The sequence below is a fragment of the Candidatus Binatia bacterium genome (assembly GCA_023150935.1).
Taxonomy (GTDB): Bacteria; Desulfobacterota; Binatia; order HRBIN30; family HRBIN30; genus JAKLJW01.
On sequence record JAKLJW010000014.1, the window covers coordinates 60,655 to 85,959 of the forward strand.

Annotated in this window: 30 protein-coding genes and 1 pseudogene; 6 read left to right on the forward strand and 25 right to left on the reverse strand. The window is 64.8% G+C overall.

Annotated elements, in window-relative coordinates; all coding sequences use genetic code 11:
- Positions 1 to 6 precede the first annotated feature (6 nt).
- The 19 genes from atpG to L6Q96_10520 all read right to left on the reverse strand — a co-directional run bounded on the left by atpG (position 7) and on the right by L6Q96_10520 (position 16,060).
- Positions 7 to 867 (reverse strand): ATP synthase F1 subunit gamma, encoded by an 861-nt coding sequence (gene atpG, locus L6Q96_10430; GenBank protein MCK6554980.1) that lies wholly within the window; start codon positions 865 to 867, stop codon positions 7 to 9.
- A 31-nt stretch (positions 868 to 898) separates the two neighbouring features.
- Complete coding sequence (gene atpA / locus L6Q96_10435) at positions 899 to 2,407, reverse strand: F0F1 ATP synthase subunit alpha (GenBank protein MCK6554981.1); 1,509 nt, start codon at positions 2,405 to 2,407, stop codon at positions 899 to 901.
- A 19-nt stretch (positions 2,408 to 2,426) separates the two neighbouring features.
- On the reverse strand, positions 2,427 to 2,972 hold the full coding sequence (gene atpH / locus L6Q96_10440) for an ATP synthase F1 subunit delta (protein MCK6554982.1): 546 nt from the start codon (positions 2,970 to 2,972) through the stop codon (positions 2,427 to 2,429).
- A complete protein-coding gene (locus L6Q96_10445) occupies positions 2,969 to 3,538 on the reverse strand; it encodes an ATP synthase F0 subunit B (protein MCK6554983.1) in 570 nt (189 codons plus the stop codon). Before L6Q96_10445 ends, atpH begins: the two co-directional genes overlap by 4 nt.
- Complete coding sequence (locus tag L6Q96_10450) at positions 3,535 to 3,969, reverse strand: ATP synthase F0 subunit B (GenBank protein ID MCK6554984.1); 435 nt, start codon at positions 3,967 to 3,969, stop codon at positions 3,535 to 3,537. The genes L6Q96_10445 and L6Q96_10450 overlap by 4 nt, the downstream gene beginning before the upstream one ends.
- Positions 3,970 to 4,100: 131 nt before the next feature.
- Positions 4,101 to 4,637: a polymer-forming cytoskeletal protein gene (locus L6Q96_10455; protein MCK6554985.1), complete on the reverse strand. Its 537-nt coding sequence runs from the start codon at positions 4,635 to 4,637 to the stop codon at positions 4,101 to 4,103.
- Positions 4,638 to 4,700: 63 nt separating this feature from the next.
- Positions 4,701 to 5,561 (reverse strand): ParB/RepB/Spo0J family partition protein, encoded by an 861-nt coding sequence (locus L6Q96_10460; GenBank protein MCK6554986.1) that lies wholly within the window; start codon positions 5,559 to 5,561, stop codon positions 4,701 to 4,703.
- 5 nt (positions 5,562 to 5,566) lie between these two features.
- Positions 5,567 to 6,403, reverse strand: a complete 837-nt coding sequence (locus L6Q96_10465) for a ParA family protein (GenBank protein MCK6554987.1) — start codon at positions 6,401 to 6,403, stop codon at positions 5,567 to 5,569.
- Positions 6,404 to 6,843: 440 nt separating this feature from the next.
- Entirely contained in the window at positions 6,844 to 7,548 is a 705-nt protein-coding gene (gene rsmG, locus L6Q96_10470) for a 16S rRNA (guanine(527)-N(7))-methyltransferase RsmG (GenBank protein MCK6554988.1), read from the reverse strand.
- Between the two features lie 5 nt (positions 7,549 to 7,553).
- Positions 7,554 to 9,497 carry a tRNA uridine-5-carboxymethylaminomethyl(34) synthesis enzyme MnmG gene (gene mnmG / locus L6Q96_10475; protein MCK6554989.1) on the reverse strand — a complete coding sequence of 648 codons (1,944 nt, stop codon included), beginning with the start codon at positions 9,495 to 9,497 and terminating at the stop codon, positions 7,554 to 7,556.
- A 33-nt stretch (positions 9,498 to 9,530) separates the two neighbouring features.
- On the reverse strand, positions 9,531 to 10,910 hold the full coding sequence (mnmE, locus tag L6Q96_10480) for a tRNA uridine-5-carboxymethylaminomethyl(34) synthesis GTPase MnmE (GenBank protein ID MCK6554990.1): 1,380 nt from the start codon (positions 10,908 to 10,910) through the stop codon (positions 9,531 to 9,533).
- Positions 10,911 to 10,916: 6 nt separating this feature from the next.
- The gene (locus L6Q96_10485; GenBank protein MCK6554991.1) at positions 10,917 to 11,873 is read right to left on the reverse strand and encodes a Jag N-terminal domain-containing protein; all 957 of its coding nucleotides are present in this window, start codon (positions 11,871 to 11,873) and stop codon (positions 10,917 to 10,919) included.
- A gap of 142 nt (positions 11,874 to 12,015) precedes the next feature.
- Complete coding sequence (gene yidC, locus L6Q96_10490) at positions 12,016 to 13,641, reverse strand: membrane protein insertase YidC (GenBank protein ID MCK6554992.1); 1,626 nt, start codon at positions 13,639 to 13,641, stop codon at positions 12,016 to 12,018.
- A gap of 4 nt (positions 13,642 to 13,645) precedes the next feature.
- The gene (gene yidD, locus L6Q96_10495) at positions 13,646 to 13,909 is read right to left on the reverse strand and encodes a membrane protein insertion efficiency factor YidD (GenBank protein ID MCK6554993.1); all 264 of its coding nucleotides are present in this window, start codon (positions 13,907 to 13,909) and stop codon (positions 13,646 to 13,648) included.
- Entirely contained in the window at positions 13,899 to 14,183 is a 285-nt protein-coding gene (gene rnpA / locus L6Q96_10500) for a ribonuclease P protein component (protein ID MCK6554994.1), read from the reverse strand. The genes yidD and rnpA overlap by 11 nt, the downstream gene beginning before the upstream one ends.
- Positions 14,184 to 14,248: 65 nt before the next feature.
- Positions 14,249 to 14,407, reverse strand: coding sequence for a 50S ribosomal protein L34 (gene rpmH / locus L6Q96_10505; GenBank protein ID MCK6554995.1), 159 nt, complete (start codon positions 14,405 to 14,407; stop codon positions 14,249 to 14,251).
- A 157-nt stretch (positions 14,408 to 14,564) separates the two neighbouring features.
- Positions 14,565 to 14,999 carry a CBS domain-containing protein gene (locus tag L6Q96_10510; protein ID MCK6554996.1) on the reverse strand — a complete coding sequence of 145 codons (435 nt, stop codon included), beginning with the start codon at positions 14,997 to 14,999 and terminating at the stop codon, positions 14,565 to 14,567.
- 214 nt (positions 15,000 to 15,213) lie between these two features.
- On the reverse strand, positions 15,214 to 15,624 hold the full coding sequence (locus tag L6Q96_10515) for an HIT family protein (GenBank protein ID MCK6554997.1): 411 nt from the start codon (positions 15,622 to 15,624) through the stop codon (positions 15,214 to 15,216).
- A 16-nt stretch (positions 15,625 to 15,640) separates the two neighbouring features.
- Positions 15,641 to 16,060 (reverse strand): hypothetical protein, encoded by a 420-nt coding sequence (locus L6Q96_10520; GenBank protein MCK6554998.1) that lies wholly within the window; start codon positions 16,058 to 16,060, stop codon positions 15,641 to 15,643.
- A 160-nt stretch (positions 16,061 to 16,220) separates the two neighbouring features.
- Here L6Q96_10520 and def point away from each other — a divergent pair, with 160 nt between their 5' ends.
- The gene (gene def, locus L6Q96_10525; GenBank protein ID MCK6554999.1) at positions 16,221 to 16,766 is read left to right on the forward strand and encodes a peptide deformylase; all 546 of its coding nucleotides are present in this window, start codon (positions 16,221 to 16,223) and stop codon (positions 16,764 to 16,766) included.
- A gap of 43 nt (positions 16,767 to 16,809) precedes the next feature.
- Here def and L6Q96_10530 read toward each other — a convergent pair whose 3' ends face one another.
- The gene (locus L6Q96_10530; GenBank protein MCK6555000.1) at positions 16,810 to 17,013 is read right to left on the reverse strand and encodes a hypothetical protein; all 204 of its coding nucleotides are present in this window, start codon (positions 17,011 to 17,013) and stop codon (positions 16,810 to 16,812) included.
- 72 nt (positions 17,014 to 17,085) lie between these two features.
- Here L6Q96_10530 and miaB point away from each other — a divergent pair, with 72 nt between their 5' ends.
- Together miaB and surE are read left to right on the forward strand one after the other, a co-directional pair.
- Positions 17,086 to 18,372, forward strand: coding sequence for a tRNA (N6-isopentenyl adenosine(37)-C2)-methylthiotransferase MiaB (gene miaB / locus L6Q96_10535; GenBank protein MCK6555001.1), 1,287 nt, complete (start codon positions 17,086 to 17,088; stop codon positions 18,370 to 18,372).
- Between the two features lie 92 nt (positions 18,373 to 18,464).
- Positions 18,465 to 19,331, forward strand: coding sequence for a 5'/3'-nucleotidase SurE (gene surE, locus L6Q96_10540; protein ID MCK6555002.1), 867 nt, complete (start codon positions 18,465 to 18,467; stop codon positions 19,329 to 19,331).
- 71 nt (positions 19,332 to 19,402) lie between these two features.
- Here the strand turns inward: surE and L6Q96_10545 are convergent, their stop codons facing one another.
- Positions 19,403 to 19,792 carry a PPOX class F420-dependent oxidoreductase gene (locus tag L6Q96_10545; GenBank protein MCK6555003.1) on the reverse strand — a complete coding sequence of 130 codons (390 nt, stop codon included), beginning with the start codon at positions 19,790 to 19,792 and terminating at the stop codon, positions 19,403 to 19,405.
- 163 nt (positions 19,793 to 19,955) lie between these two features.
- On the opposite strand from L6Q96_10545, the gene L6Q96_10550 reads away from it, so the two are divergent.
- Positions 19,956 to 20,384 carry an META domain-containing protein gene (locus tag L6Q96_10550; protein ID MCK6555004.1) on the forward strand — a complete coding sequence of 143 codons (429 nt, stop codon included), beginning with the start codon at positions 19,956 to 19,958 and terminating at the stop codon, positions 20,382 to 20,384.
- Between the two features lie 444 nt (positions 20,385 to 20,828).
- On the opposite strand, the gene groL is transcribed toward L6Q96_10550, so the two are convergent.
- The 4 genes and pseudogenes from groL to L6Q96_10570 form a co-directional block, all read right to left on the reverse strand.
- Complete coding sequence (gene groL, locus L6Q96_10555) at positions 20,829 to 22,463, reverse strand: chaperonin GroEL (protein MCK6555005.1); 1,635 nt, start codon at positions 22,461 to 22,463, stop codon at positions 20,829 to 20,831.
- 33 nt (positions 22,464 to 22,496) lie between these two features.
- Positions 22,497 to 22,787, reverse strand: coding sequence for a co-chaperone GroES (gene groES, locus L6Q96_10560; GenBank protein MCK6555006.1), 291 nt, complete (start codon positions 22,785 to 22,787; stop codon positions 22,497 to 22,499).
- A gap of 133 nt (positions 22,788 to 22,920) precedes the next feature.
- Positions 22,921 to 23,487 (reverse strand): annotated as a pseudogene (locus L6Q96_10565) (DUF507 family protein).
- A 57-nt stretch (positions 23,488 to 23,544) separates the two neighbouring features.
- Entirely contained in the window at positions 23,545 to 24,171 is a 627-nt protein-coding gene (locus tag L6Q96_10570) for a polyhydroxyalkanoate synthesis regulator DNA-binding domain-containing protein (GenBank protein MCK6555007.1), read from the reverse strand.
- A gap of 167 nt (positions 24,172 to 24,338) precedes the next feature.
- Here L6Q96_10570 and L6Q96_10575 point away from each other — a divergent pair, with 167 nt between their 5' ends.
- On the forward strand, positions 24,339 to 25,148 hold the full coding sequence (locus L6Q96_10575) for a carbon-nitrogen hydrolase family protein (GenBank protein ID MCK6555008.1): 810 nt from the start codon (positions 24,339 to 24,341) through the stop codon (positions 25,146 to 25,148).
- Entirely contained in the window at positions 25,118 to 25,273 is a 156-nt protein-coding gene (locus L6Q96_10580) for a hypothetical protein (protein ID MCK6555009.1), read from the forward strand. The genes L6Q96_10575 and L6Q96_10580 overlap by 31 nt, the downstream gene beginning before the upstream one ends.
- The last annotated feature ends 32 nt before the right edge of the window (positions 25,274 to 25,305 follow it).

Below are 25,305 nucleotides of genomic sequence, written 5' to 3' on the forward strand. Positions count from 1 at the left end.
GGCGGATCAGCCCTTGAGGGCTTCCGCGCCGCCGATGATTTCCATCAGCTCTTTGGTAATCGTGGCCTGCCGCGCACGGTTCATCTCCAGCGTGAGCCGCGAAATCATATCGGAGGCGTTGCTGGTCGCACTGTCCATCGCCGTCATGCGGGCGCCGTGTTCGCTGGCGACGGCTTCGAGGAAGCCGTGCAGGATGAGTGCCGTAACGTAACGGCGCAGCAGGCGATCGAGCAATGCCGCCGCGGTCGGCTCGAAGATGCAGTCTGCGGGACCGCCGTCGCCCTGCCCTTCGGCGGTCAGCGGCAGGAGTTTCTCGACGGTCGGAGTTTGCACCAGCGGCGACTTGAACGCGTTGTAAAGCAGGAAGACGCCGTCGGTGGTGCCCTCGGCGTACTCGCGCGCCAGTTGGGTCGCGAGGCTTTCCGCGAGGGCGGCATTGGGGCCGCCGAACAGATTGATATGCTTGTCGGCGATGGTAACCGGCCGTTTCTTGAAATAGTCGAAGCCGCGGCGGCCGACGATGGTGAGGCGCACGCGACCGGCGCCGTGCTCGTGCAGGAACTGCTCCGTGCGTCGAATCAGGTTGGTGTTGTATCCGCCGCACAGCCCACGGTCGGCGGTGACCAGCAGGAGATGAACGCTGCGCGTTTCGGCGCGTTCTTGCAGGAGCGGGTGAGTGGACGCATCGACACGGCCCGCGACGCTTCTCAGCAACTCGGTGAGCTTCTCGGCGTAAGGCCGCGCCGCGGTCGCCGCTTCCTGCGCGCGGCGCAGCTTCGCGGCCGACACCATCTTCATCGCCTTGGTGATCTTCTGGGTGCTCTTCACCGAGGAGATGCGTTTGCGGATGATTTTCAGACTTGCCATGGGGGCGCCTCGGCACCGCGCGGTTGCGCGCTCAGGCCTGGAAAGTCTCCTTGAACTCGTTGAGCACGGTGCGGACCCTTGCCGTGAGGTCGTCGTCGAAGGTCTTCTTCGTGCGGATGGCCTCGAGGATGTCCGGATGGCGGTTCTCGACGAAACTGAAGAGATCGGCCTCGTATTTGCGGACGGCGTTTTCGGGGAGGTGATCGATATATCCGTTGGTCGCGGCGTAGATGATGAGGATTTGCTTTTCCACCGGCAGGGGTTCGTACTGCCCCTGTTTGAGGATCTCGACGAGGCGGGCACCGCGGGCAAGCTGGCGCTGAGTGGCGGCGTCGAGGTCGGAACCGAACTGCGCGAAGGCGGCCATTTCGCGGTACTGGGCCAGTTCGATCCGCAGCGACCCGGCAACTTGCTTCATTGCCTTGACCTGGGCCGAGCCACCGACGCGTGACACCGAGATGCCGACGTTCACTGCGGGCCGCACACCGGAGTAGAACAGGTCGGTTTCGAGAAAGATCTGGCCGTCGGTGATGGAGATGACGTTAGTCGGAATGTACGCCGAGACGTCGCCGGCCTGGGTTTCGATGATCGGCAAAGCGGTCAGCGAGCCGCCACCGGCTTCCGGGCTCAACTTCGCGGCGCGCTCGAGCAGTCGCGAGTGCAGGTAGAACACGTCGCCGGGGTATGCCTCGCGGCCCGGCGGACGACGCAGCAGTAGCGACAGGGCGCGGTAAGCGACGGCCTGCTTGGATAGATCGTCGTAAATCACGAGTGCGTGGCGGCCACTGTCGCGGAAGTACTCGCCAATGGTGCAGCCGGTGTACGGGGCGATGAACTGCAGCGGGGCGGAGTCGGAGGCGGTTGCCGCGACGACGGTCGTGTATTTCATCGCGCCGAACCGGGCGAGCTTGTCTACAACCTGGGCGACGGTGGAGCGCTTCTGACCGATGGCGACGTAGATGCAGTGCATATCGCCGTCGCGCTGATTGATGATCGTGTCGATGGCCACTGCCGTCTTGCCGGTCTGCCGGTCGCCGATGATGAGCTCACGCTGGCCGCGGCCGATGGGAATCATGGCGTCGATGGCTTTGATGCCCGTCTGCAGGGGTTCTTTCACCGGCTGACGTTTGACGATGCCGGGTGCCTTCAGTTCGATGCGCCGGGTTTCCGTAGCTTCGATCGGTCCTTTGCCGTCGATCGGCGTGCCGATGGCATCGACGACGCGGCCGAGCAGCGCCTCCCCGACGGGCACTTCGGCGATGCGGTTGGTACGCCGGACCTCATCGCCTTCCTTGATCGCTTCCGATTCGCCGAAGATGGCGGCGCCCACATTGTCTTCTTCGAGATTGAGGACGAGACCGTAGATGTCGTGGGGGAACTGGAGCAACTCGCCGGCCGCTGCGTTGTCGAGTCCGTACACGCGGGCGATACCGTCGCCCGTGGACAGAACCCGCCCGGTTTCCCGCACTTCCACTTCGCGTCCGAACTCGGCTATCTGCCGTTTGATGACGTCGCTGATCTCCGCCGGGCGAATGTCCATGTCCTATCGATCCTCCTGACTACAACGATGATGTGCCGACGAGCTCGTGGGCGAGCCGGTCGAGTTGAGTGCGGACGCTGCCGTCGAACACCTTGTTGCCCACTTCGACCTGGATACCGCCCAGCAGCTCCGGGTCGACCACGACGGTGGGAATCACGGTCTTGCCGGTGCGTATCGCGAAGGCCGCGACGATGGCGTCATGCTGCGGCGGTTCGAGCGGGCGGGCGCTGCGGAGGGTGATGCGCACCCGGCCAAGTTCGATATCGAGCAGCGCCTGGTACGCATCGCGGATACCGGCGAGTTCGCCAAGGCGATGGTGTTGCGCGAGCAGCCGGACGAGATTGGCGACCGATGTGTTCAGCGCGAGTTCGCGAACCAGTGCGTCGGCAAGTTTGGCGCGGTTATCGAGGGACAGGGTCGGGCTCTTGAGCACTGCGAGAACCGCGGGGTCGCCGGCGAGTGTCCCCAGGCGGCCGAGTTCGTCGGCCACCGGTTGGAGCTGTTTCCCTTCCTGCGCCAGGGCGAAGATCGCCCGCGCGTAACGGCGGGCCACGCGCGACGTCATGAGCGCACCTGCGTAAGAAATTCGTCGATCGACCGCTGCTGATCGACGGCGGTCCACCTGGCGCGGGTTTCGCCTTCGGCGACGGCGAGGGCGCGTCGAACCAGTTCCGCGCGCAGCACTTGCTGTGTCCGGCTGACTTCGTACGCGGCGGCTCGTTCCGCGTCGCGGCGGATGGCCTCGGCGGTCTTGTGCGCGGCAGCAAGAATGCGTTCGCGGTCGCGTTCGGCGTCGGCGATAGCCTGCCCGCGCATTTCGGCGGCGAGATGTTCGAGCTGAGTCAGCCGTTCGTGCCATTCCTGCCGCAGCCTTTCGGCAGCGGCTTTGGCCCGTTCGGCCTCTTCGAGGGCGGCCACTATCGTATCGCGCCGATCTCGCACCGCCCTGCGGATGCCGGGCATTACGAAACGGCCGAGGATCCACAGGAAGAGGACGAAGTTGATGGTGGGAAACAACAGGTCGCCGAACGAGGCCTCATGACCGTTGTGATGAGCCTCTTCGCTGGCCAGGGCGACCGAAGTTAACGAGACGGCAGCAGGGAGGGCTGCGAGGATCGGGTTCAGAATCATGCGAGAGATCTCCCGGCGATGCGTTCGACCATCCGCGTCGCCAGTTGCTGCACTTCGCCTTCCAGGGTCGGCCGGGCGGCATCTGCCTGGCGGGCCAAATTGTCCCGCAGCATGGCCAGTTGGCGGGTTGCCTCCTCGCGCGCCGTTTCGAGCACGCGCTGCTCTTCTGCCGCGGTTGCGGTGCGCACGACGGCGGCATCGCGGGCCGCCTGTTGCCGGGCCTCCTGCATTCTGTGCTCGTACTCGGTGGCCGACACCTCGGTTGCCGAGCGCGTCTGTGCGGCTGCCGCCTTGGCCCCGGTTGTACGCGCTTCGCGGGCTTCCAGCAGTGCAACGAAGGGGTCGAAAAGCAGCTTCTTCAGACCGATCCACAGCACGAAGAACAGGACGATCTGAATCAAGAACGTATGGTCAGGCGGAAAGGTCAGCATCGTGCGCTCACTGCGTTCTGAACTGCAGTCGTTGTTCCGCTCGACCGCGGGCTCGCCCGGCGCGGTCTGGCGGGTTTAGGCGGGAGTCACTGAACGGACACCGGCCACGTCGACGGCCGCGGCACTACACCCTACTTGACGGCCTCCGATGGCACTCGAGCGGCTCCTGCCCCGGTCCGCTCGTCCGTTGGAAACAAAGCGACTTTGCTTCGATCGTTCTTCTCGGTCTTTTCCGTCTTCGTGTCCGCCACGCCGCCCATGGAGCAATGGCCTTCGAACACGACTCCCTCGTGCACGACCAGGCTCGGTGTGGTGATGTTTCCCTCGAGGCGTCCGGGCGCGTGCAATTCGATCCGTTTGCTGGCGACCAGATCGCCAATGACTTTCCCTTTGACAATTATACTCGCCGCGGCGATCCGAGCGCGGATCGCGGCGGTGTCACCAACGGTCACGGTGCCTTGTGCGTCGATCTCGCCCTCGACGATGCCGTCGATGCGAACGCTGCCCTCGAACGACAGGCGCCCTTCGATGCGGCACCCTCTGGCCAGATAGGCTTGCGCGGCGTCGTCGCCGATGACGAGATCGTGTTTCGGCGCCGCGACGCTCACCGGCCCCGGCCGGAGGTCGCTTGTCCGCTGTGATTTGTCGTCCTTCCCAAAAAAGGCCATGGGCTTCTCCTCGCTTTGGAGGACTGAAGGCGGCAAGCCGTATACCAGTCACCCTCCGCCATGTCAAAAGCCCCCCCCACGCTCGCTCGCGATCAGTCGATCGATCAGACCGTTGAGTTGGTCGAGAGAGTAATACTCGATTTCGAGTCGTCCGGCCCCCTCGCGGCGCGGTGCAATGCGAACCCGCGTGCCAAATGACTGGGTCAGGCGCTCCTCGGCCGCCTGTCGGTCGGGATCCACGGTTGCGGCCGGGCGCTGCCCCTGCTGCCTGGCGCGCTGCTCGGTCTGGCGCACGGTCAGTCGGCCGGTCACCACTTCGCGCGCTAGTGCAAGGCGGGCATCGTCGGAAGGCAGGCTCACGAGCGCCCGAGCGTGTCCCGCCGTCAGGGCACCGGTCTCGATCTGCACTTGAATCTCCGAAGGGAGTTGCAGCAGACGCAGGATATTGGCGACCGTGGACCGCTCCTTGCCGACCCGTGCCGCCACCGATTCCTGGGTCAGGCCGAACTCGTCGAGCAGCCGTCGGTAGGCGCGCGCTTCCTCCAGGGGATTGAGATCTTCGCGCTGGATGTTCTCGACCAGCGCCATTTCGAGGAGGTCGCGGTCGTCGGCGTCCCGGAACGTTACCGGTACCTCCGCAAGGCCGAGCCGTTGGGCCGCACGAAAACGTCGTTCTCCGGCAATCAGTTCGTAGCCTCCGGGTACACGGCGCACGAGCAAGGGCTGAAGCAGGCCCTGCTGGCGGATCGATTCCGCCAGTTCCCGGATGCTATCCTCGGAAAACGAGCGTCGCGGCTGCAACGGGTTAGGTTGAATGCCTTCCAGCGGTACCAGCGTCGGCGCCGCTGTCGGTTCGGTCATCGCCTGGGCCCCTGGAATCAGCGCGCCAAGCCCTCGCCCCAGCGCCTTGCGTTTCATCGCCATCTCCATCAGCCACCCTCCACCGCCGCATCGGACTGCGACTCGCTCCCGGGCCCCGTTTCCGGGACCTCGTTTAACTCCATGCCATGTTCGGCCAGCATCTCCCTGGCCAGCATCTGATACGCTTGTGCCCCCCGCGAAGTCGGGTCGTATACCACCGTAGGCAGCCCATGACTTGGCGCCTCGCTCAGCCGCACATTGCGCGGGATGATGGTGTCGAACACGTCCTGCGGAAAGTATCGCCGCACTTCCTCGACCACCTGGTGGCAAAGCCCGTTGCGGGTATCGAACATTGTCAGCAGCAGACCCTCGATTTGCAGTGACGGGTTCAGGCGCTTGCGAATCAACTCCACCGTTTCAAGGATCGCGCTCAGACCCTCCAGCGCGTAGTATTCGCACTGCAACGGAATGAGAACCGCGTCTGCTGCGGTGAGTCCGTTCAAGGTGAGCAACCCCAGCGAGGGTGGGCAGTCCACGAGGATGAATTCGTACTGGTCACGCACTCCTCTGAGTGCATCGGCGAGTCGATGCTCGCGCGCCAGCATCGGCACCAACTCGATTTCCGCTCCGATCAAATCACGGCTCGCTGGAAGGACGGCCAAGCCGGCGACGGCGGAAGTGCGAATCGCGGCGGCTGCGGGCCGCTGTCCGATAATGACGTCGTAGGTACTGGGGTCGTTCTCGCCACGGCTAACGCCGACACCGCTGCTCGCACTCGCTTGCGGATCGAGATCGATCAGCAGGGTCGGGTGTCCCGCGAGGCCGAGACAGGCGGCGAGGTTAACCGCCGTGGTTGTCTTGCCGACTCCGCCCTTCTGGTTTGCCAAGCAGATGACGCGCCCCACCGCACATCCCTATCGCCACAGTCAGTTGAAGTGAGGCTCGTGTACCACAGCGACGGGGCGGAGTGAAGTGTTTCACGTGAAACGGAGGAATGAGGTCCAAATTCACCAATCCCGGGAACATCACATGGTGCGACGATTCCCGTGATCCCTGCACACCTCCGCTGGGAGGGCGAGGCTCCCGCCGAGTCGCGACAGTCTGACGACGGCTCGGCAGGAGCCTCGCCCTCAATGTCGTTAAGTGACATTGGCCTCGCCCTCCCCATCTAACTTTCTTCGCACGGTGTGCGCATCCGCGGAATTCGTAACTCAGGTCAGCCTCAATACCGATCTCGACCTCCAACAAGACCTCAAGACCCCAAGACCCCAAGACCTCAAGACCTCAACGGGACCCCAAGCCAAGCCCCTCAACGACCGCAGAGTGCCCCCCTCAAGGAACCGGCTCACCGCCGCCGGTATACCAGCAACAGGTGCTCGGCACCGTTTGGCAAGCGATAGCGCAAGACCTCGCGCTCGCCGTACCCCGAAGCGCCCCCCGTCGCGGCCTCGGCGATGCCCCGCGGGCCCTTCATTGCCACGGCCATGCCGCCCGCGACCAATAACGGCCGTACCATTTCCAGAAATGCGTCGAGTGGTCCGAATGCCCGGCTCACAATGATGTCGTACCTCCCGGCTTCTTGCCCGGTCAGAGTTTCGAGCCGTTCCTCCCGGACCTCCACGTTATCCATTCGTGCCTGACGGACGGCGTCACGCAAGAAGTTCGCCCGTTTGCGCCGTGATTCGATCAATACGACCCGCGCCGCCGGGCAAACGATGGCGACCGGAATGCCCGGAAAGCCCGCCCCGCTGCCAACGTCGCCGACCCGCATGCCCGGCCGTACCAGACGCGCCACCGGCAGCGAATCCACAATGTGTTCGCGTGCGATTGCCTGCGCCGTATCCGCCGCCGTCAGCGACACCCTGGGCTGCCAGAGGAGCAACGCCTCGATGTATGCCCGAAACCGTTGCCGGTACTCCTCGGGAGTGTCCACTCCGGCATCACGCAACCCGGCCTCAACGTCACCGAGGGCCGCATCGATACCGGTCTGGTCGGACTGGTTGCCGACGGGAAAGCGTTGGGCCTTGGTTCGAGGTCGGTGTTTTTTCACTGCGGTCAAGGTCGGGGGCCGGCCACGATCCCCGCAGACGGCGCCACGCCCCCGGCTGCCGACCCTTCACTCCGGCGCGTACGACGCTGGACATGTACAGCGAGCAACGATACCGCCGCCGGGGTTACGCCTGGGACACGCGCTGCCTGCCCCAGTGACAACGGTCGAACGGCGCTCAGCCGCTCCTGAACCTCGCGTGACAGCCCGGCCACCGCACCGTAGTCGAGGTCTGCAGGAAGGTGCGCCGCCTCCAGCCGTTTCACTCTTTCCACCGCATGTTGCTGGCGTCGCACGTAGCCGGCGTACTTGACCGATACCTCGACTTGCGCCCTGACGTCGGCCGCCAGGTCCGATTGATCCTCGGCGACGGCGGCCAGCACATTCTCGTACGTCAGTTCCGGGCGGCGCAGCAACTGGCCAAGCGTCGTCGGGCTCGTCAGTGGGGCCGACCCCAGCTCGGTGAGGCGTCGGTTAAGAGCCACCGCCGGGTTGATCACGGTCGACTCGAGGCGGGCGATCTCGGTGCGGACGAGATCGTCTTTGCGGGCGACTCTGTCGATATCGCCCGGGGCCAGCGTGCGAACCCGGCGAGCAACGCCGGCCAGTCGGCGATCCGCATTGTCTTCTCTCAGCAGCAGGCGATACTCGGCCCTGGAGGTAAACATCCGATACGGTTCCCCCCCGACGCCGCGGGTGACCAGATCGTCTATGAGCACCCCTATGTACGCTTCGTCGCGTCCGAGTACGATGGGTGCTTGATCCCGGCAGGCCAGCGCCGCATTGATGCCGGCAATGAGCCCCTGAGCGGCGGCCTCTTCGTAGCCTGTCGTGCCGTTGATCTGGCCCGCGTGGTACAGGCCTCGTACGGGCTTGGTTTCCAGAGATAGTTGCAAGTGCATCGGATCGACGTAATCGTACTCGATTGCGTACCCGGGCCGCATGATCACGGCCGCTTCGAGACCGGGAATCGAGCGGACCATGGCGATTTGCACGTCGAGCGGCAGGCTCGTCGATAGACCGTTCGGGTACACCTCGACGGTGTCGCGCCCCTCGGGCTCAAGGAAGATCTGGTGCCGTTCTTTGTCTGCAAAACGGACGATCTTGTCCTCTATCGACGGACAGTATCGCGGCCCACGGCCCTGAATTCGCCCGCTGAAGAGCGGCGACCGATCCAGCCCGCTACGGATTATTTCGTGCGTACCGGGAGTCGTGTAGGTGATGTGGCACGCCACCTGTGGCTGTGCGATCTTTGCCGTCCCGAAAGAGAACGGCACGGGCGGATCGTCGCCCGGTTGAATCTGGAGCGAACTGTAGTCGATCGTACGCGTATCGAGCCGCGGGCAGGTGCCGGTCTTGAGCCGCCCGATTCGAAACCCGAGTTGCATGAGCTGCTCGCTGAGCCCTGTAGACGCGAAATCTCCTGCGCGTCCCGCCGGCTGCGTGCGCTCACCGACGTGAATCAGCCCGTTAAGAAACGTTCCCGTCGTGAGAATCACCGTGCGTCCGGCGATCTCCTCGCCCATTTCGGTTCGTACTCCACGCACTGTCCCGGCCTCGATCAGCAGCGCCTCGACGGCACCCTGATACAGAGTGAGATGCGCGGCGGTTTCCAGCCGGCGTTTCATCCGCTGCCGGTACGCGGCCTTGTCCGCCTGCGCGCGTGACGCTCTCACGGCAGGACCCTTCTTCGTATTGAGCTGCCGGAACTGGATGCCGGTCTCGTCAATTGCGCGCGCCATATCGCCGCCAAGTGCGTCGATTTCACGCACCAGGTGCCCCTTGCCGATGCCGCCAATGGCCGGATTGCACGACATCTGGCCGACGTGATCGAGGTTTTGTGTGACCACAAGAGTAGCGCAACCCAGGCGAGACGCGATCAGGCCGGCCTCGATCCCGGCGTGTCCCGCCCCGACCACAATCACGTCAAACGTACGAGAGAACGGACCCATTCGCTTTTCTTGTTTCACGTGGAACATCGCGCATCATTTCCCGATGCAGAAACGGCTGAACACGTCATCGAGCACGTCTTCGGTGGTGACTACTCCGGTCACACCGCCGATATGATCGAGCGCGTCACGTACATCAATAGCGACAAGCTCGGCTGCGAACCCGTCGGACAGAGCCTGCCTTGCCAGCGCGAGCGACCGGCGTGCTTTTTCGAGGGCGTCGCGGTGGCGCACTGACGAGAGCACCGGTCCTTCACGATGCGCCTCCACATCCGAGAGGAGGCACGCACGTATGCGTTCGCGGAGCGTGTCTAGCCCTCGACCAGCCGTCGCGGACACCTGCACCACGCCAGCGCCGTTCTGAAGGCGGCCGATGTCGGCTGGTGCGAGGCGCAGGCCCAGATCGAGCTTGTTGAGGACCAGCACCCGCGGCGAGGCTCCAGCGGCAGCCATGACCTCGATGTCGCGTTCGTCGATCGGCTGCGAGGCATCGACGACTGCGAGCAACAGGTCGGCAGTTTGCATCGCTGCCCTGGCGCGGGCGATGCCGAGGGCCTCGACGGTTTCGATCCCGTCTGGTCCGTGCAAACCTGCGGTGTCGACAAGTACGACGGGTAGGCCGTCGAGATCGACGCATTCCTCGATGGTGTCGCGGGTCGTTCCGGCGAGCGGGTTGACGATGGCGCGATCCACGCCCAGGAGCGCGTTGAGGAGGCTGGACTTCCCGACGTTAGGCTTGCCTATGATCGCCACGCGGGCGCCGTCCCGGATCGCCTTGCCATGGCGATAAGATTCGAGCAGATCGTCAAGCGTAGTCAGGCTTTTCTCGGCGGCGCGAGTCGCAGTGTCGGCGTCGACGCCGACGTCCTCGTCGCTGAAGTCGATCTGCACTTCCAGTAGTGCCAGCAGATGGGTCAGGCCGTCGCGCAACTTGTCGAGGTGTGCCGAAAGGTGTCCGGCAAGCTGCCTGACCGCCATGGCCGCGCCGGCTTCGGTTCGAGCGCTGACCAGATCGATCACCGCCTCGGCTTGCGTGAGGTCGATGCGGCCGTTCAGAAACGCTCGCCGGGTGAACTCGCCGGGGCTTGCTGGCCGCGCACCGAGTGCGAGGACGCTGGTTAATACTTGGCGCAGTACGACGGGGCTGCCGTGGCAGTGGAACTCGATCACATCTTCACCAGTGAAGCTGCGAGGTCCCCGCATGACGACGGCCAGCCCCTGATCGATCAGGCGACCGTGCGGGTCGGTTACGGACCCGGCGTACAGGTGACGCGATCGCCAGGTGGTATCGGATGTGGCGCGGCGAAACAGAACCCCGGCTATCTGCAACGCCTGCGGGCCGCTGATCCGTACGATCCCGACGCCGCCGTGACCGGCCGGCGTCGCCACGGCGGCGATCGTATCGGTTTCGTACATCAGTGCTCAGGCATCGTCGGGCAATTCGTGCTTGGCCTCACGGGTGCCCCGGCCGGCCGCTCCCTCGGGAATGATCACCAGCTTACGGTAGAACCCTGTGCCGGAACTGCGAGTCGTCAGAGATCGATCGCCTTGCAACACGAGATGCACGATCCGGCGGTCACGCGGGCTCATCGGGTTCAAAGTGATTGGTTTTCGCTTCCTCTTCGCCTGCTGGGCCATGCGCCGCGCCAGGTCCTCGAGTGCGGCCCGACGGCGCTCCCGGTAATTCTCCGAGTCGATGACAATGTGCGCCGAGGCTCCCTCGTCGCGCGAGACAATGCGGTTGACGATGTACTCGAGGGCGTCGAGCATCTGGCCGCGACGACCGATGAGCACGCCGCTCGTATCCCCGGTCATTTGCAGCAGGATGCGGTCGTCTTCACCCTTTGCCGTCACCTGCGCCTCGATGCCGATGCGTGCAACGATTTCTTGCAAGACTCGCGCGGCATGGGCCATGGCCGCGTCGTCGATCGCGATGGCGGTGGGTGTCGGATGTTCCGCGACGGTGGGGGGGGTCGCTGGTTCCGTCGCAAGTTCCGGCCGAGTCCGCTCAGGGGGCATCTTCCCCGGTTCGGGCGCGGGTTTCTGATCCGGTACTGCGGCGGTAGGCGCTGCCGGTGCCGGCGGCGCGACCGTCGCTGGCGGGGCCGGAGCCGGAGTGCTGGGCACGGATCGAGGGATCTCTTGCGGTGCCGGTGGGGGTGGTGGCGGGGGTGCGGCCTGCCGTACCTCGCTGTCCTCGGTAATTGGCCGCCGCAGGGTCGCGCGTACCCGCGCCTTACGACCGCCGAACCCGAGAATGCCGCGTGTGGCGTTGCTGATGATTTCGATTTCGACGCGGTCGCGCGTTACCCCGAGCATCGCCAGGGCGGTGTCGATCGCCGCATCGATGGTGTCGCCTTCGGCTACAACGGCTTGCATACGTACCCCCCATCCTACACGAACGATCGCGTGGCAAGGTTACCGCCGGCAGAGCCCGGACCCAGCGACGACGGCTGGCCGCCCGATCGGTCCGGGTTCGGATCGAGCGGCGCTCCAGACAGATCCTCGTACGACATATTCCTCACGTTGCGGCGCGGGTCATGTACCATTGCTGGGCAATGGTCAGGACGTTGTTGACGAGCCAGTAAAGGACAAGACCGGCCGGGAAGTTGACGAACATCACGGTAAACATCACCGGCATGATCATCATCACGCGCTGCTGCGTCGGATCGCCGGCGGTCGGGGTCATCCACTGCTGCACGAACATGCTCACGCCCATCAGCAGGGTCAGGACCGGGATGCCCGGATGCTCCACGAACGGCAATTGAATCGATCCGAGCCGATCCGGAGCGGCGAGGTCGTTGATCCAGAGTACGAACGGCGCATGCCGCAATTCGACGGCATTCTGCAGCGCCGTGTACAAACCGATGAACACTGGAATCTGAAGCAGCATCGGCAAGCAGCCACCCAGGGGGTTTACCTTGTGGCGCCGGTACAACTCCATGATTTCCTTGTTCATTTCCTCCGGCTTGTCCTTGAGCTTCTCCCGGATCTTCATCATCTGCGGTTGCAGCTTTTGCATCTCCCGCATGGACTTGAAGCTCTTGTTGGTCAGCGGCGTGAACAGCAGCTTGATCACCACAGTGAGCAGGATGATGTCGACCCCGTAGTTTCCTGTGAAGCGGTGCGAGAATTCCAGAGCCTTGAGCAGAGGCAAGGCCACGAAGCCAAAGAACCCGAGATCGACGGCGCGCGACAGGTTATTGCCTACAGTGTCGAGGACCGCGAAATCCTTCGGACCGACGAAGATGTCGAACGGCGCCCGCACATGGCCTCCGGTGAGCGGGAACAGCAGCATCTCCTCGACCGTGTGGTCGCGGAGCTTCAGCCACAGCCGCGGTCGCACGTCCCCGGCGGGCAAAGCCCCGGCGAGGAAGTGCGGGCCCGCATACCCTACCCAGCCGATCGGTGCCCCAAGCGTCTCCTCGGAGTGAATCTGTCCGTCCGCAAGGTCGCTGAACTGTTGCTCGTACACCTTGCGCCCGGTGAGATAGAACGTCCGGTCGAAGATCACGCTGCTGCCCGGCTGCGGCGGCAACTCCGCCATCTTCGTCCAGGTAACTCCCAACTCGCTGAACGGCGGTGGGATGTCCGTCGCCGTCACCACGAGCCCGAAGTCGTAGGCGTCACCCTTGAAGGTTAGTTGCTTGCGAATCACCCCCCCCTGAGTGCTCCACGTGAAGGCCAGCGCCCCGGTCTCGGAGCCGCGCAACGAGAGGTTACCGCCTTCGATCGTGTATGCGGCGCCCAGATCGGACAGCACCTCGGCGCCGCGTAGTTCGATACCGAACGGCAACTCACCCTGTTGTCCGGCCAGAACGGTCTCCTGCGGCGCGCTCGCCGGGTCGACGGAAGTCCGATACCGCTTCAGTCGCAAGCTCTCGAGCCGGCCGCCGACCGACGTGAAGACGGCGTTGTAGAGATCGGTTTCGACGGCGACGCGCTGCGCCACGGCGGCCGGTGGTGCCGCCTGGGCCGCCGGTAACCGTGGCGCCTCCATGCCGGTGGGTGCGATCGCCGCCGGTGTGGCAATCCCGCCTGCGCCGCGCTCACCCGGGGCGTGCGGATAAAGGTACGCCAGCAGGTACTGCCAACCTATAAGGATGGCAAGGGCCAGTGCGGCAGCGAGAAACGCACGTTTTTCCATCAACTTACGTCACCGGGTCCCATCCCCCGGGGTGCCATGGGTGACAGCGCAGGAGCCGCCGAGCCCCGAGCCACAGACCGCGCAACGCGCCGTAGCGTCCGACGGCGGTCCGAGTATATGCAGAACAACTGGGTTGGAATCGGCAGCAGCTACCCAGAAACGGCGACAGCGCCGCCGAATACAGCCACAGGAAGCTCAGCACCACCCGTGTCGCGAGACTCGGGGATCCGCCAGGGTCGCCGGACCATGTCTGGGTTTCAATCGACATCGATTCGCAGGGCCCGCGCCAGCTCGCTTCGCACTTGCGCATAGGTCGCAGTCGCCGCTGCGGGGCGGCCGATGACCAGAACCGTTTGCGGGGGATGGATGCGCTTACGATAGCGCCGGAAGACTTCTCGAATCATTCGCTTGACACGGTTGCGCACCACCGCATCCCCGACGCGCTTGCTCACGGTGATACCCAAACGCGACTCTCCTGTGGGGTTTGGCTCGGTGATCACGACGAAAAGGGCGCCACGCCGTCGGGGCGATGCCCCCTGCAGACGAACGAACTCCGCGCGCTTGCGGACCCGTGCCGACCTGGGAAACGACGCCTCCCGGCGCCGGCCTAACGGGGCTGCTTGGGCGGAATCGTTACGGTAAGTCGCTTGCGTCCCTTCGCCCGCCGGCGCTTCAGCACCTGCCGCCCCTCCGGGGTCGCCATGCGGGCGCGAAAGCCGTGCGTGCGTTTCCGACGCCTGTTGCTCGGCTGGTAGGTTCGTTTCATGCCTTCCTCTCACACCGGTCGGGCCACTGGGACTTTCGGCGCTCCCGGCCAATCTCGTCTCCGTCGCGCGACGCAAAAACCAACTGAAACCAAAACCCGCTCACGCTGTCAACCACTGCTACACCGCCTTCCCGTACCGGTCCGACCCTCCCCGGCTTCACCCGCCGCTGGTGATGTACGTGGCAAGCTGTTCGATAATGAACTCCTTCTCGGAAATTACCGCCTTGACCACGTCGCCGATCGACACTACCCCGATGACTCGTTCGTCCTCCAACACCGGTAGGTGTCGAACACGCTTGTCGGTCATCAGCGCCATACACTCCTCTAGCTTCTGCGTGGGGCGCACGAAAACAACCTGGGTCGACATGACCTCGCTGACCGGAGTGTCCTTGGATGTCTTGCCCTTCAAGACCACCTGACGCGCGTAGTCTCGCTCCGAGAACATTCCCACCGGACGCTCGAACTCCACGACCAGCACGGCGCCGATGTTGTGATCGGCCATCAATCTTAGTGTGTCGAAGACCGTGAGATCGGGGGACACCGACCATACCTTGCCCCCTTTAGCGTTCAGAATGTCCCGCACGGTGTTCATCGGCCCTCCTGTTGGCGGCTCGTGCCCTGGCCGCGATGCAAAGCCCGACGAGTCTACGGCAAGGGCCGCATTCTTTCACCGCCGGACGCAACGCACAAGTACCAAGCGAGGGCAGCCCCCCGTCCGCGAGGCTTCCGGGTTACGCCTTCCGTAAGTGGTCGCAGGGCAGCACGATCGCCGCGGTCGGCAGGCCGCCTTTCGACATGCCCTTCGATTACAGAGCGGCCGACAGACGTGCGGCAAGTTCCTGCAAGCGCGCCGGGTCGCCGGGGACGCGCGTGTGCAACTGCAACGGTTCTCCGTCTGCTCGCGGCATCAGGTGCATGTGGTAGTGAAACACCGTCTGCCCCGCTGCCCGTCCGTTGAGCTGGAAGACCATGAGGCCGTCGGGGTTTAATGCCCGCCGAATCGCCTGCCCGACCCGGTGTGCCGTTCGCGCCACCGCGGCCAGGCCTTCTTCCGAGGTGTCGAACACGTCAGCCCAGTGCTCCCTGGTGATAACCAGGGTGTGGCCGTCAGTGACCGGGAATATGTCCATGAATGCCAGCGTCTCGGCGTCTTCATAGACCCGATGGGCCGGGGCTTCTCCACTGACAATCCTGCAGAAGATGCAGTCGGGGACCATGGGGCTTTGGCCGGCGTCAATCGCCTACTTCGGTAAATCCCACTACCTCTACCGACGGGTCGAACCGCCCGTCGGTGCGCTGCGGCAGCGGCGGCTCAGGACGATAGACGAACGTCAACGTGCCGTGCGACGGCACTTCTCCGGCGACGATCGTGTAATACGACCGGCCCGGGTTGTCCCGTTGCGGTGCCCGCTCGTTCTTCCATAACCAGGCGTATCGGACGAGGATCTTGACGTCCCGAAGTGCTCGACCGGTGCGGTTGGCCAGCGTTCCGTTCACCACGCCATCGCGAACAACCAGGTTCTCGATGGCGACGGTGTCGGCGATCCCACCGACCGTCGTGATCTCGGGCTGCTCTTCGGCCCCGACCGTAACCGCACACGACATTGCCAGGGCGACGAGCGCCACCCTCAGGTACCTTGCATTTCTGGTCATGCCACTTTGCTCCCCGTCATTCCTTCTCTCGTATGCTGCCCCTTCTGCATCGTCCGACAGGTCCGCGCCGTCGGCGGACGCGCGATGCTACACGGTCGGCCGCGACCTGGCCAAGCGTAATCGCATGGAAGCTTCCAGGGCGCAGTGCTACACGAGTCCAATGGCTATCCTCAAGGTCGCACGACTCGGGCACCCTGTGTTGCGACGAGTGGCGGAGCCGATCCCGCCGGAAGCCATCGGAGCCCCGCATATACAGCAACTCATTGATGACCTCGTCGAAACCATGATCGAGCACGACGGTGCCGGGCTCGCGGCGCCGCAGGTGCACGTCTCGCAGCAGGTCGTCGTCTTTGAGGTCCAGGCGAATCCGCGCTATCCGGACGCGCCGGCCATTCCGCGTACGGTCCTGATCAATCCGACGATTACGCCCCTGACCGCGGAAACCGAGGAGGACTGGGAAGGCTGTCTGAGCGTACCCGATCTGCGTGGGCGGGTTCCGCGGTACACCGCCGTGCGCGTTCAGGCCTGGGATCGAACCGGCCGGCCGCTGGATTACCCGGTGACGGGATTTCATGCCCGGGTCGTTCAGCACGAATGCGATCATCTCCAGGGCGCCGTCTATCTCGACCGCATGCGGTCGATGGAATCGCTGTCGTTCGTGCGCGAATTCCTGAGGTACAAGGGCGGTGAGAGCGCCGAAGATTGAAGGGAACGAGGGGTCTGGGGTCCTCAGGGCTTCGGGTGGCGTGTCACATGTACAGGCGCTCGCCGGGCGGACGGTCCGGTTCCAGTTTGTCGCCGCAGACTGACGAACACTGGGTACACAGGTACTCGAACTTGTTCCCTTCGGGCAGGATCAACAGCAACCGCTTACGCACCGGCACGGCGACACGACAGCGGGGGCAGAGTAGCAACGTGGCCTCTAGCTGGTCGAAAGACGGGGCGGACATCATGAGCCTCGCGTTGTCAGCGTGTTGTCTGGCCGATATATAAGAGGGCCGGTTTCCCCGTTCAACATGCCCTCCGTGTACATCGAGACCTTCGGCTGTCAGATGAACTTGGCCGACACCGAAGTCATGTTCGGACACCTTGGCCGCCACGGGTATCGCCGCACTGAGGACCCGTCCAACGCCGACGTCATTTTGCTCAACACCTGTGCCATTCGCGAACACGCCGAGGCCCGCGTGCTCGGCCGCTTAAGCGATCTCGGGCGGCACAAGGCGCGCCGGCCGGAAGTTCGGGTCGGGTTGGCGGGCTGTATGGCGCAACACCTGCGCGATCGTCTCCTCGACGCCATGCCGTTTCTCGACTTCGTCGTTGGACCGGACGCTTATCGCCGCCTGCCGGAACTTCTGGCGGCCGACGGCGCCGATACGCTCGTCGATGTGCGGCTCGATCGTGACGAAACTTACGCTGATATAGTTGCGGAGCGCGAACGCGGCGTGCGCGCGTGGGTGACCATCATGCGCGGGTGCGACAAGTTCTGCACTTTTTGCGTCGTGCCGTACGTGCGTGGGCGCGAGCGCAGCCTCCCCGCCGAGGCGCTGCTCGACGAAGTTCGCCGCCTCGCCGCCGATGGTTACCGCGAGGTCGTGTATCTGGGGCAGACCGTCAACGCTTACCGTCATGACGGGGTCGACTTCGCCGAGTTACTGAGGCGGACCGCGGTGGTGCCGGGCCTCGCGCGGGTGCGCTTCACGTCGCCGCACCCGGCCGACATGACCCCGGCGGTCGTTGACGTGATAGCGTCCTGCCCCGCGGTCTGTCCCCAGCTGCACCTGCCGGTGCAGTCGGGTTCAGACGGCATCCTTGCCCGTATGGAACGAGGATACACCCGTTCGGAATACCTCGATTTAGTGGCGCGGCTGCGGTGCGCGATTCCGGGCATTGCGCTGACGACCGATGTGATCGTCGGGTTCCCCGGCGAAGAGGCGAACGATTTTGCGGCGACGTTGTCGTTGCTCGACGAGGTGCGGTTCGACGGCGCGTTCATGTTCAAGTACTCGGCGCGCAGTGGCACCAGGGCCTACCGTTGGGGGGAGACCGTCTCGGAGGAAGAGAAGGCGCGCCGGCTGCAGGCGGTCATCGCGCTGCAGGAGCAGCACGCCGCGGCTATCAACCGCGCCGTTGTGGGTACGACCGTCGAAGTGCTTGTCGAAGGACCCGCCAGGCGCCGTGCCGGTTGGCTTGCCGGCAAGACCCGCCACTTCAAGACGTGCGTGTTCCCGGCGCCGGCGGATCTCCGACCCGGGGATCTCGTCGACGTAACGGTGACCGACAGCACGGCGCACACGCTGATCGGCGCGGCGTGACGGTCAGACCTGAGACGACCATCAACCCCAGTGACGGTCGGTCAAGAGGTCCGTGCCCGGCAGGCGAGACCCCGGCAAGACACGGTGGCACTTTGACTGACCGGCATCGAGGCTACGCCGATCCTAGTTTGCCGGTCTGCTGCGACACCGCTATGTTCGCCGGCGTCATGCGTACCATCCTGCTCACCAACGACGACGGCATCGACTCGCCGGCGCTGGTTCCTCTGGCGCGAGCACTGGGGCGGCTCGGGCGGGTTCGGGTGGTTGTGCCGGACAGCGAACGGAGTTGGATCGGCAAGGCCATTTCACGGTTCGAGGTGCTGCAGGTGGCGACGACGACACGGCAGGGCTGCGCCATGCATGCGGTCAGCGGGACACCGGCGGACTGCGTCAGTCTGGGCATTCACACGCTCTTCGACGCGCCGCCCGACATCGTCGTTTCGGGCATTAATCTCGGATTGAATTACGGCGGTGCCTTCGTGCTGTCGAGCGGCACGGTCGGCGGGGCGATCGAAGGCTGGATCGCGGGTCTGCCGGCGGTGGCGTTCTCCATGGCGATTCCGAACGACGCCTATGGATTGACCGGCGCGGCGCGGGTCGAAGCGCTGGGGGAGCAGCCGTTAGCTGCGGCGGCGGTTGCCGTCGAGGTGTTGGAGACGATCCTGGCCGGGGGTTATCCCGCGCACGTCGATTGCTTTTCGGTAAACATGCCGGCGGACGTGGGGCTGCGGACACCACGGCGCGTGGCGCGCGTGTCACGGTCGCGGTACGGGCCGTTGTTCGAGCCGGGCCCGGACGGTGGCTACGTGCATCGTTTCCGCTGGCTCACCGATCTCGACGAGGACGACCAGGGCGACATCGAGGTTCTGCGCCGCGGCGCCGTGGGGATCACGCCGCTGCGCTTCGACTTCGACACGGACCTGTCCCCCGACCTCCGTGCCGCCCTCGAACGGCAGTAATCGGGGCCGGAGTCCGATCTGCGTCGGCGCAGGTTGCGAGTAGCCTCCCTCCGCCTCGACTTCCCCGGCCATCACCCCAGACTGAGTTCGAGGTACGCGCGGCGGCCGATGCGGCCGAACAGGCTTGAGGTCGTATCGAGCAGCCACATCTGCCAGCCGTATTTCTCTTGCAGAGCGGCGTGGGCGCGCCGAATCGCGGTCTGGTCCGTCAGTACGCGGCCAGTACCGTCGACCCAGGGTCCCGTCACCCCGCCCCAGGCGTTGCACGGCGCCACCCGAATCTTCTTCGTGGCGCGGATGCGCTTCACCTTGGCCGAAGTGCCGTCGGTTACCACGTACAGTTTGCCGGCGATGATGGCGAACCAGACCGGGGTCTGGACCGCCTTGCCGTTGCGCCGGAAGGTGGCGAGGTTGACGTAGGACTCGTTTGCAAGCGTGTCGGCGATTCGGGTTGGGGGCATGGCCGATCTCCTTCGCGCCGCGCAGTATGCCTGTAGTGTGACGCCCGGGCCAACAGCGGGAGGGGGGCGAAAGGGTCCGTTTACGGCGGACACACGTGGCGGTAGCCACGCGTGCGCCGGCGGTGTAAGAGATGCAGCCATGCTTACGCGGGATCGAGTGCTCGTGAGGGTCGCTATTGGGGTCGCTCTTGCCGCGACGCTTTCTGCCTGCGCAAGCGCGCCCTGGGCGCCCCCCGGCAGTGGCGTTCTGGTGGCGCCGGGCGATCTCGTCGGCACGGAATGGGAGCTCCAAAACCTTGGCGGCCACGCCGTGGTCGACTTCGCCGAGGCAACGCTAACGTTTCCCGAGGAGGGCAAGATTGCCGGCAACGGTTCCTGCAATCGTTTCGTGGGTACGGTCAAGATCGAGGGAGAGACCATCAAGGTGGGACCGCTCGCGGCAACACGCCGCGTTTGTCATCCGTCGGTCATGGCCCAGGAGATCAAGTACCTGAAGTCCCTCGAAGACGGCGAACGCATCGTTACCGATGGTTCGACCCTGCTGATTTTCACGACCGACAAAGAACACCCGCTGCGCTTCTCGCGTGAATGAAGGGGCCGCACCTCCCCGGCAGACTGCGGCGTGCCGCAGTCTGCCGAGATCGCTGAGACACCTCGCGGAGTCGCCCACACCCTCGGGGCCGGTTCGCCATCGGTAAACGCCTTAACCGAGAGGCCGTCCCAGAGTCGATCCGCCGGGCCGCAATGGTCGGGGGACGGCTCGGCGGGGGCCGAGCCATCGCACAGGCATGGCTGGTCAGGCCATGGGTTGCGGGCCGCAGCCCGCGCTGGATGCCGCCGCCGCCGCCGGCATCGCCGATGTCGAGACGGTCGAAGAGATCGTCGAGAAGATAGAGAAAGGCACCCGGATACGGGGAATTCGCGGGGAACGCCACCAACCGACTGGCGGCTTAACGACGGGTGAAAACGGACAGGCCCGAGAACGGTTGATCGTCCCCGGGCCTGTCTATCTCGGAAGCGCAGACCGGCGACCGAATTACATCATGCCGCCCATGCCACCCATGCCGCCCGGCGGCATCGGCGGGGCCTTCTTGTCCTCGGGCTTCTCGGCGACCATGGCCTCGGTGGTGAGCAGCAAGCCGGCGACCGAGGCCGCGTTCTGCAGGGCCGTGCGCACAACCTTGGTCGGATCGACGATGCCGGCTTTGAGCAGGTCTTCGAACTCCTCGCTGAACGCATTGAAACCGTGCGCGCCTTTGCCGTTCTTCACTTTGTCGAGGACGATGGAGCCGTCCCAGCCGGCATTGGTGGCGATCCAGCGGCAAGGGTCTTCGATCGCGCGGCGGACGATATTGACGCCGACACGCTCTTCGTCTTGGGCGGTGAGTCCGTCGAGCACGGCACCGGCGCGGATCAGCGCCACGCCGCCGCCGGGTACGATACCCTCCTCGACGGCGGCGCGGGTGGCATGCAGAGCGTCCTCGACCCGCGCCTTCTTTTCTTTCATTTCGATTTCAGTGGCCGCGCCGACGCGCACCACGGCCACGCCGCCGACCAGCTTGGCAAGCCGTTCCTGCAGCTTCTCGCGGTCGTAGTCCGAGGTGGTTTCGTCGATCTGGGCGCGGATTTGCTTGATGCGGCCTTCGATGTCGGCCTTCTTGCCGGCCCCGTCCACGATGGTGGTGTTATCCTTGTCGATCACCAGCCGCTTGGCGCGACCGAGATCGTTGAGAGTGACGTTCTCCAGTTTGATGCCCAGCTCTTCCGCAATGACCCGGCCGCCGGTGAGGATGGCGATATCTTCGAGCATGGCCTTGCGGCGATCGCCGAAACCGGGAGCCTTGACGGCGCAGCACTGCAGCGTGCCGCGAATCTTGTTGACGACGAGCGTCGCCAGCGCCTCGCCCTCGATGTCCTCGGCAATGATCAGGAAGGGCTTGCCGGTGCGGGCGATGGCTTCGAGGACCGGCAGGAGGTCCTTCATGGAGCTGATCTTCTTCTCGTGGATCAGGAGATAGGCATCCTCGATCGTCGCCACCATCTTCTCGGGATCGGTGACGAAATACGGCGAGAGGTAGCCGCGGTCGAACTGCATCCCCTCGACCACCTCGAGCGTGGTTTCGAGGCCCTTGGCCTCTTCGACCGTGATGACGCCTTCCTTGCCGACCTTCTCCATCGCCTCGGCGATGATATCGCCGATGGTGGCGTCGTTGTTGGCGGAAATCGTGCCTACCTGAGCGATCTCCTTGCGCTCCTTGGTGGCCTTGGAGAGCTTCTTCAGTTCGTCGATGATGGCGCCGACCGCCTTGTCGATCCCCCGCTTCAAGGTCATCGGGTCGTGTCCGGCCGCAACCATCTTGGCGCCCTCGGTAAAGATTCCCCGGGCGAGTACCGTGGCCGTCGTCGTGCCGTCGCCGGCGACGTCCGACGTCTTGGAGGCAACTTCGCGCACCATCTGTGCGCCCATGTTTTCGAACTTGTCTTCGAGGGTGATTTCTTTGGCGACGGTCACACCGTCCTTGGTGACCGTCGGCGCGCCGAAGCTCTTTTCGAGTACGACGTTGCGGCCCTTGGGGCCGAGTGTCACGGTGACGGCATCGGCCAAAATCTTCACGCCGGCCAGGACCTTGGCCCGGGCCTCTTCGCCGAACTTCACGATCTTTGCTGACATTGTCGTTATCTCCTTCCTCGCGGCGCTCGGCCCTCAGCCCTCGAGCACTCCCAAAATGTCGTCCTCGCGCATGATCAGGTGTTCTTCGCCTTCGAGCTTCACTTCGCTACCGGCATACTTTCCGAAGAGGATACGGTCCCCTACCTTCACGTCGAGCGGGATCACCTTGCCATCGTCTCCGACTTTGCCCTTGCCAACCGCGACAACCTTGCCCTGCTGCGGCTTCTCCTTCGCGGTATCGGGGATGATGATGCCTCCCTTGGTCTTCTCTTCGTCTTCGATCCGCGTCACGATCACCCGATCTTGCAATGGACGAATCTTCATCTTGGCCTCTCCTTTTTGGCGGTCTGATTGTTCAGATGGACGACCGGGCGCCGCCGGCCGCCGATTGCTCACGGGCGAACCGACGCCTCGATCTGCCGTGGGCGCGACGAAACTAACCCGGCTCGTTACGATGTCAAGAGGTGCTGCGTGGCTTAGTCTTGCGCGATTCCTCGGCGTAGTATTGCCGGTAAAGCACGTCCCACTCGCGGCTTCCAGGGGGAACCTGCCGCGACAGCGAGGCTATCTTGCGGCGGACGGCGGCATCTAGCCGCTGGTCCACGACGTGGTCTTCGTCGAGTACCCGCTTGATCTCGGCCAGGACGAGACGGTCGTTTTCCACCCTGGCGAGCCCCTCGTCGCGCAGAGTCCGCACGATGACGTGGGCAAGGTGAGACTTGCGGCCTTCGCTGAAACGCATGTGCGGTTAGAGAGGGAAGCCGCGCTCGCGGGCGAGGCGTTCCTTAATTCCCTGAATGATCTTGCGTTGATCCATGCCGACCATCTGTCGCGCATGCGTCCGGGCCAGCCGCTCGGCCTCTTCTTCGAGCAAGCGGTCCTGCTCGAGGTTTTCGGCCAGCAATTCGACGATGCGTCGCTGCACGACCGCCGGGTCGGTGGTGGGGTGGACGAAGCCCTGTTTGAGTAACGCGTCGACCAGCGCTGCACCCAGCGCCTGCAGCCTTCCCTCGGCCAGCGGCATGATGCGGTCTTATATGAAGTCGCGGCCGTGGCCGCAACGCCGGGGAGACAGGCCGGATCACGCCGGTGGGGCCCCGGGAGTCGTCCGGGGCCGGCGTTTGGTGCGTGCGGCGCCAGCGGCGGGCCGGCGGCGCAGGCGGGCCAGCTGCTTTTCCAGACTGTGGACGCTGTGCTCCAACCGGCGTAGTTCTGCTTGGAAGGTCGGATGAGCGGTGACCCGCTCGAGCGAAGCGCGCACCTGGCCGTCGATCCGCTGTTGTAGCTGTTCGAGCTGTTTCTGGGGGAGTTCGAGGATCTCGCCGATTAGCCCGCGGCCGGCACTTTCCTCGGCCGCGGGCGAACTCTGCGCGCCGTCGGTCGGCGTTTGTTTGCCGCGTTCGCCGGCCGGGACGGCGCCGTCGCGTCCCCGCTCGCTGCCGAGGAAGAACTCCTGGACTCGTTCGCCGCCGACCTGGATCAGGCGCCGGAGCACGGGCAGGCCGAGGGAACCGTTCTTCCGTTTGGCCTCCTCGAAGATGATCTGGGCAAAAGTGACGATCGTGATGTCGTCGCCAGTGGCGTTGTCGACGATGCGGATGTCCTCGCCGTTACGTACCATTTCGGCGATGCCGTCGAGAGTGACGTACCTGCTCGCCCGGGTGTCGTACAACTTGCGGTTCAAGTACCGCTTGATGAGCCGCGTCATCTAGCCTCGTCGCGCTGTTTTAAGCAGTAGCACGCCGCTCGCCGGACCGGCAACTCTGAGCCGGCTGGTACCTTCTCTGGCGGAGGCCCCTGATCGGGGTCCGGCGCCGACCCGCCGATTGACCGTTCCTCGGCGGGTCGATAGCTTCGCGAGCGGGAGGGTGCCAGGTGCGTCGTTACGTCGTTGCGGCCGTGCAGCTTGATGCCGGCGCGGACCGGGGGGCCAACCTGGAGCGGGCCGAACGTTTCGTCGTCGAGGCGGCGCAGCGCGGTGCGCGGCTAGTCGTGCTTCCCGAGGTGTTCTCCTGGCGAGGTCCGGCCGCTCGAGAAGCGGAACACGCGGAAACTATTCCCGGCCCGACGACCGCGTGGGCGTGCCGCCTCGCCGGCCGGTTGCGCATTCACCTTGCGGCCGGATCGTTACTCGAAGCGAATCCCGCCGGCCGCCCGTTCAATACCAGCGTCCTCGTCGGACCGGAGGGAGCCATCGCCGGTTGCTACCGCAAGATCCACCTCTTCGACGTCGACCTGCCGGGCCGCGTGAGTGTCCGCGAGTCGGACACGCGTCAGGGCGGCGACCATCCGGTGACGGTGCCGACCGAGCTCGGCGCCATCGGCATGAGCGTATGTTACGACTTGCGCTTCCCCGAATTGTACCGGCGCTTGAGTCGAGCCGGCGCGGAGATCGTTCTCGTCCCTTCTGCTTTCACGTTTCCGACCGGCGCCGCCCACTGGGAGGTGCTGGTGCGGGCCCGGGCGATCGAGAACCAGGTCTACGTGATTGCCCCCGACCAGACCGGCCAGAGCGCCAGCGGTGGCCTCAACTACGGTCACTCGATGATCGTCGACCCGTGGGGTGTCGTGGTGGCCCGCGCAACCGACGGCGAAGGTCTTGTTCTCGCCGATGTCGACCGCGACTATGTCGAGCGAGTTCGACGAGAACTGCCATGCCTCGCGCACGCCAAACTGCTGCCGTAACCGGACCGGAGGCCGGAGGGCCCAAGGCTTTCTTCAACCTCGTGCAGGCCGATGGTCCGGTGGGCATTCCGTCGTCTGCGGACGGGCTCAACGCTTGCGTGGAGATCGACGTGATCTTGCTGTGACCGTGCAGGTGCCGGAGCGGGTTGCGCTGCCC

Bases quoted from the DNA above. Each gene is read 5' to 3' on its own strand.
- atpG (MCK6554980.1), bottom strand. From the start codon at position 867: ATGGCAAGTCTGAAAATCATCCGCAAACGCATCTCCTCGGTGAAGAGC.
- atpA (MCK6554981.1), bottom strand. From the start codon at position 2,407: ATGGACATTCGCCCGGCGGAGATCAGCGACGTCATCAAACGGCAGATA.
- atpH (MCK6554982.1), bottom strand. From the start codon at position 2,972: ATGACGTCGCGCGTGGCCCGCCGTTACGCGCGGGCGATCTTCGCCCTG.
- L6Q96_10445 (MCK6554983.1), bottom strand. From the start codon at position 3,538: ATGATTCTGAACCCGATCCTCGCAGCCCTCCCTGCTGCCGTCTCGTTA.
- L6Q96_10450 (MCK6554984.1), bottom strand. From the start codon at position 3,969: ATGCTGACCTTTCCGCCTGACCATACGTTCTTGATTCAGATCGTCCTG.
- L6Q96_10455 (MCK6554985.1), bottom strand. From the start codon at position 4,637: ATGGCCTTTTTTGGGAAGGACGACAAATCACAGCGGACAAGCGACCTC.
- L6Q96_10460 (MCK6554986.1), bottom strand. From the start codon at position 5,561: ATGGCGATGAAACGCAAGGCGCTGGGGCGAGGGCTTGGCGCGCTGATT.
- mnmG (MCK6554989.1), bottom strand. From the start codon at position 9,497: ATGGGTCCGTTCTCTCGTACGTTTGACGTGATTGTGGTCGGGGCGGGA.
- mnmE (MCK6554990.1), bottom strand. From the start codon at position 10,910: ATGTACGAAACCGATACGATCGCCGCCGTGGCGACGCCGGCCGGTCAC.
- L6Q96_10485 (MCK6554991.1), bottom strand. From the start codon at position 11,873: ATGCAAGCCGTTGTAGCCGAAGGCGACACCATCGATGCGGCGATCGAC.
- yidC (MCK6554992.1), bottom strand. From the start codon at position 13,641: ATGGAAAAACGTGCGTTTCTCGCTGCCGCACTGGCCCTTGCCATCCTT.
- yidD (MCK6554993.1), bottom strand. From the start codon at position 13,909: ATGTCGATTGAAACCCAGACATGGTCCGGCGACCCTGGCGGATCCCCG.
- rpmH (MCK6554995.1), bottom strand. From the start codon at position 14,407: ATGAAACGAACCTACCAGCCGAGCAACAGGCGTCGGAAACGCACGCAC.
- L6Q96_10510 (MCK6554996.1), bottom strand. From the start codon at position 14,999: ATGAACACCGTGCGGGACATTCTGAACGCTAAAGGGGGCAAGGTATGG.
- L6Q96_10515 (MCK6554997.1), bottom strand. From the start codon at position 15,624: ATGGTCCCCGACTGCATCTTCTGCAGGATTGTCAGTGGAGAAGCCCCG.
- L6Q96_10520 (MCK6554998.1), bottom strand. From the start codon at position 16,060: ATGACCAGAAATGCAAGGTACCTGAGGGTGGCGCTCGTCGCCCTGGCA.
- def (MCK6554999.1), top strand. From the start codon at position 16,221: ATGGCTATCCTCAAGGTCGCACGACTCGGGCACCCTGTGTTGCGACGA.
- L6Q96_10530 (MCK6555000.1), bottom strand. From the start codon at position 17,013: ATGATGTCCGCCCCGTCTTTCGACCAGCTAGAGGCCACGTTGCTACTC.
- L6Q96_10545 (MCK6555003.1), bottom strand. From the start codon at position 19,792: ATGCCCCCAACCCGAATCGCCGACACGCTTGCAAACGAGTCCTACGTC.
- groL (MCK6555005.1), bottom strand. From the start codon at position 22,463: ATGTCAGCAAAGATCGTGAAGTTCGGCGAAGAGGCCCGGGCCAAGGTC.
- groES (MCK6555006.1), bottom strand. From the start codon at position 22,787: ATGAAGATTCGTCCATTGCAAGATCGGGTGATCGTGACGCGGATCGAA.
- L6Q96_10570 (MCK6555007.1), bottom strand. From the start codon at position 24,171: ATGACGCGGCTCATCAAGCGGTACTTGAACCGCAAGTTGTACGACACC.
- L6Q96_10580 (MCK6555009.1), top strand. From the start codon at position 25,118: ATGCCTCGCGCACGCCAAACTGCTGCCGTAACCGGACCGGAGGCCGGA.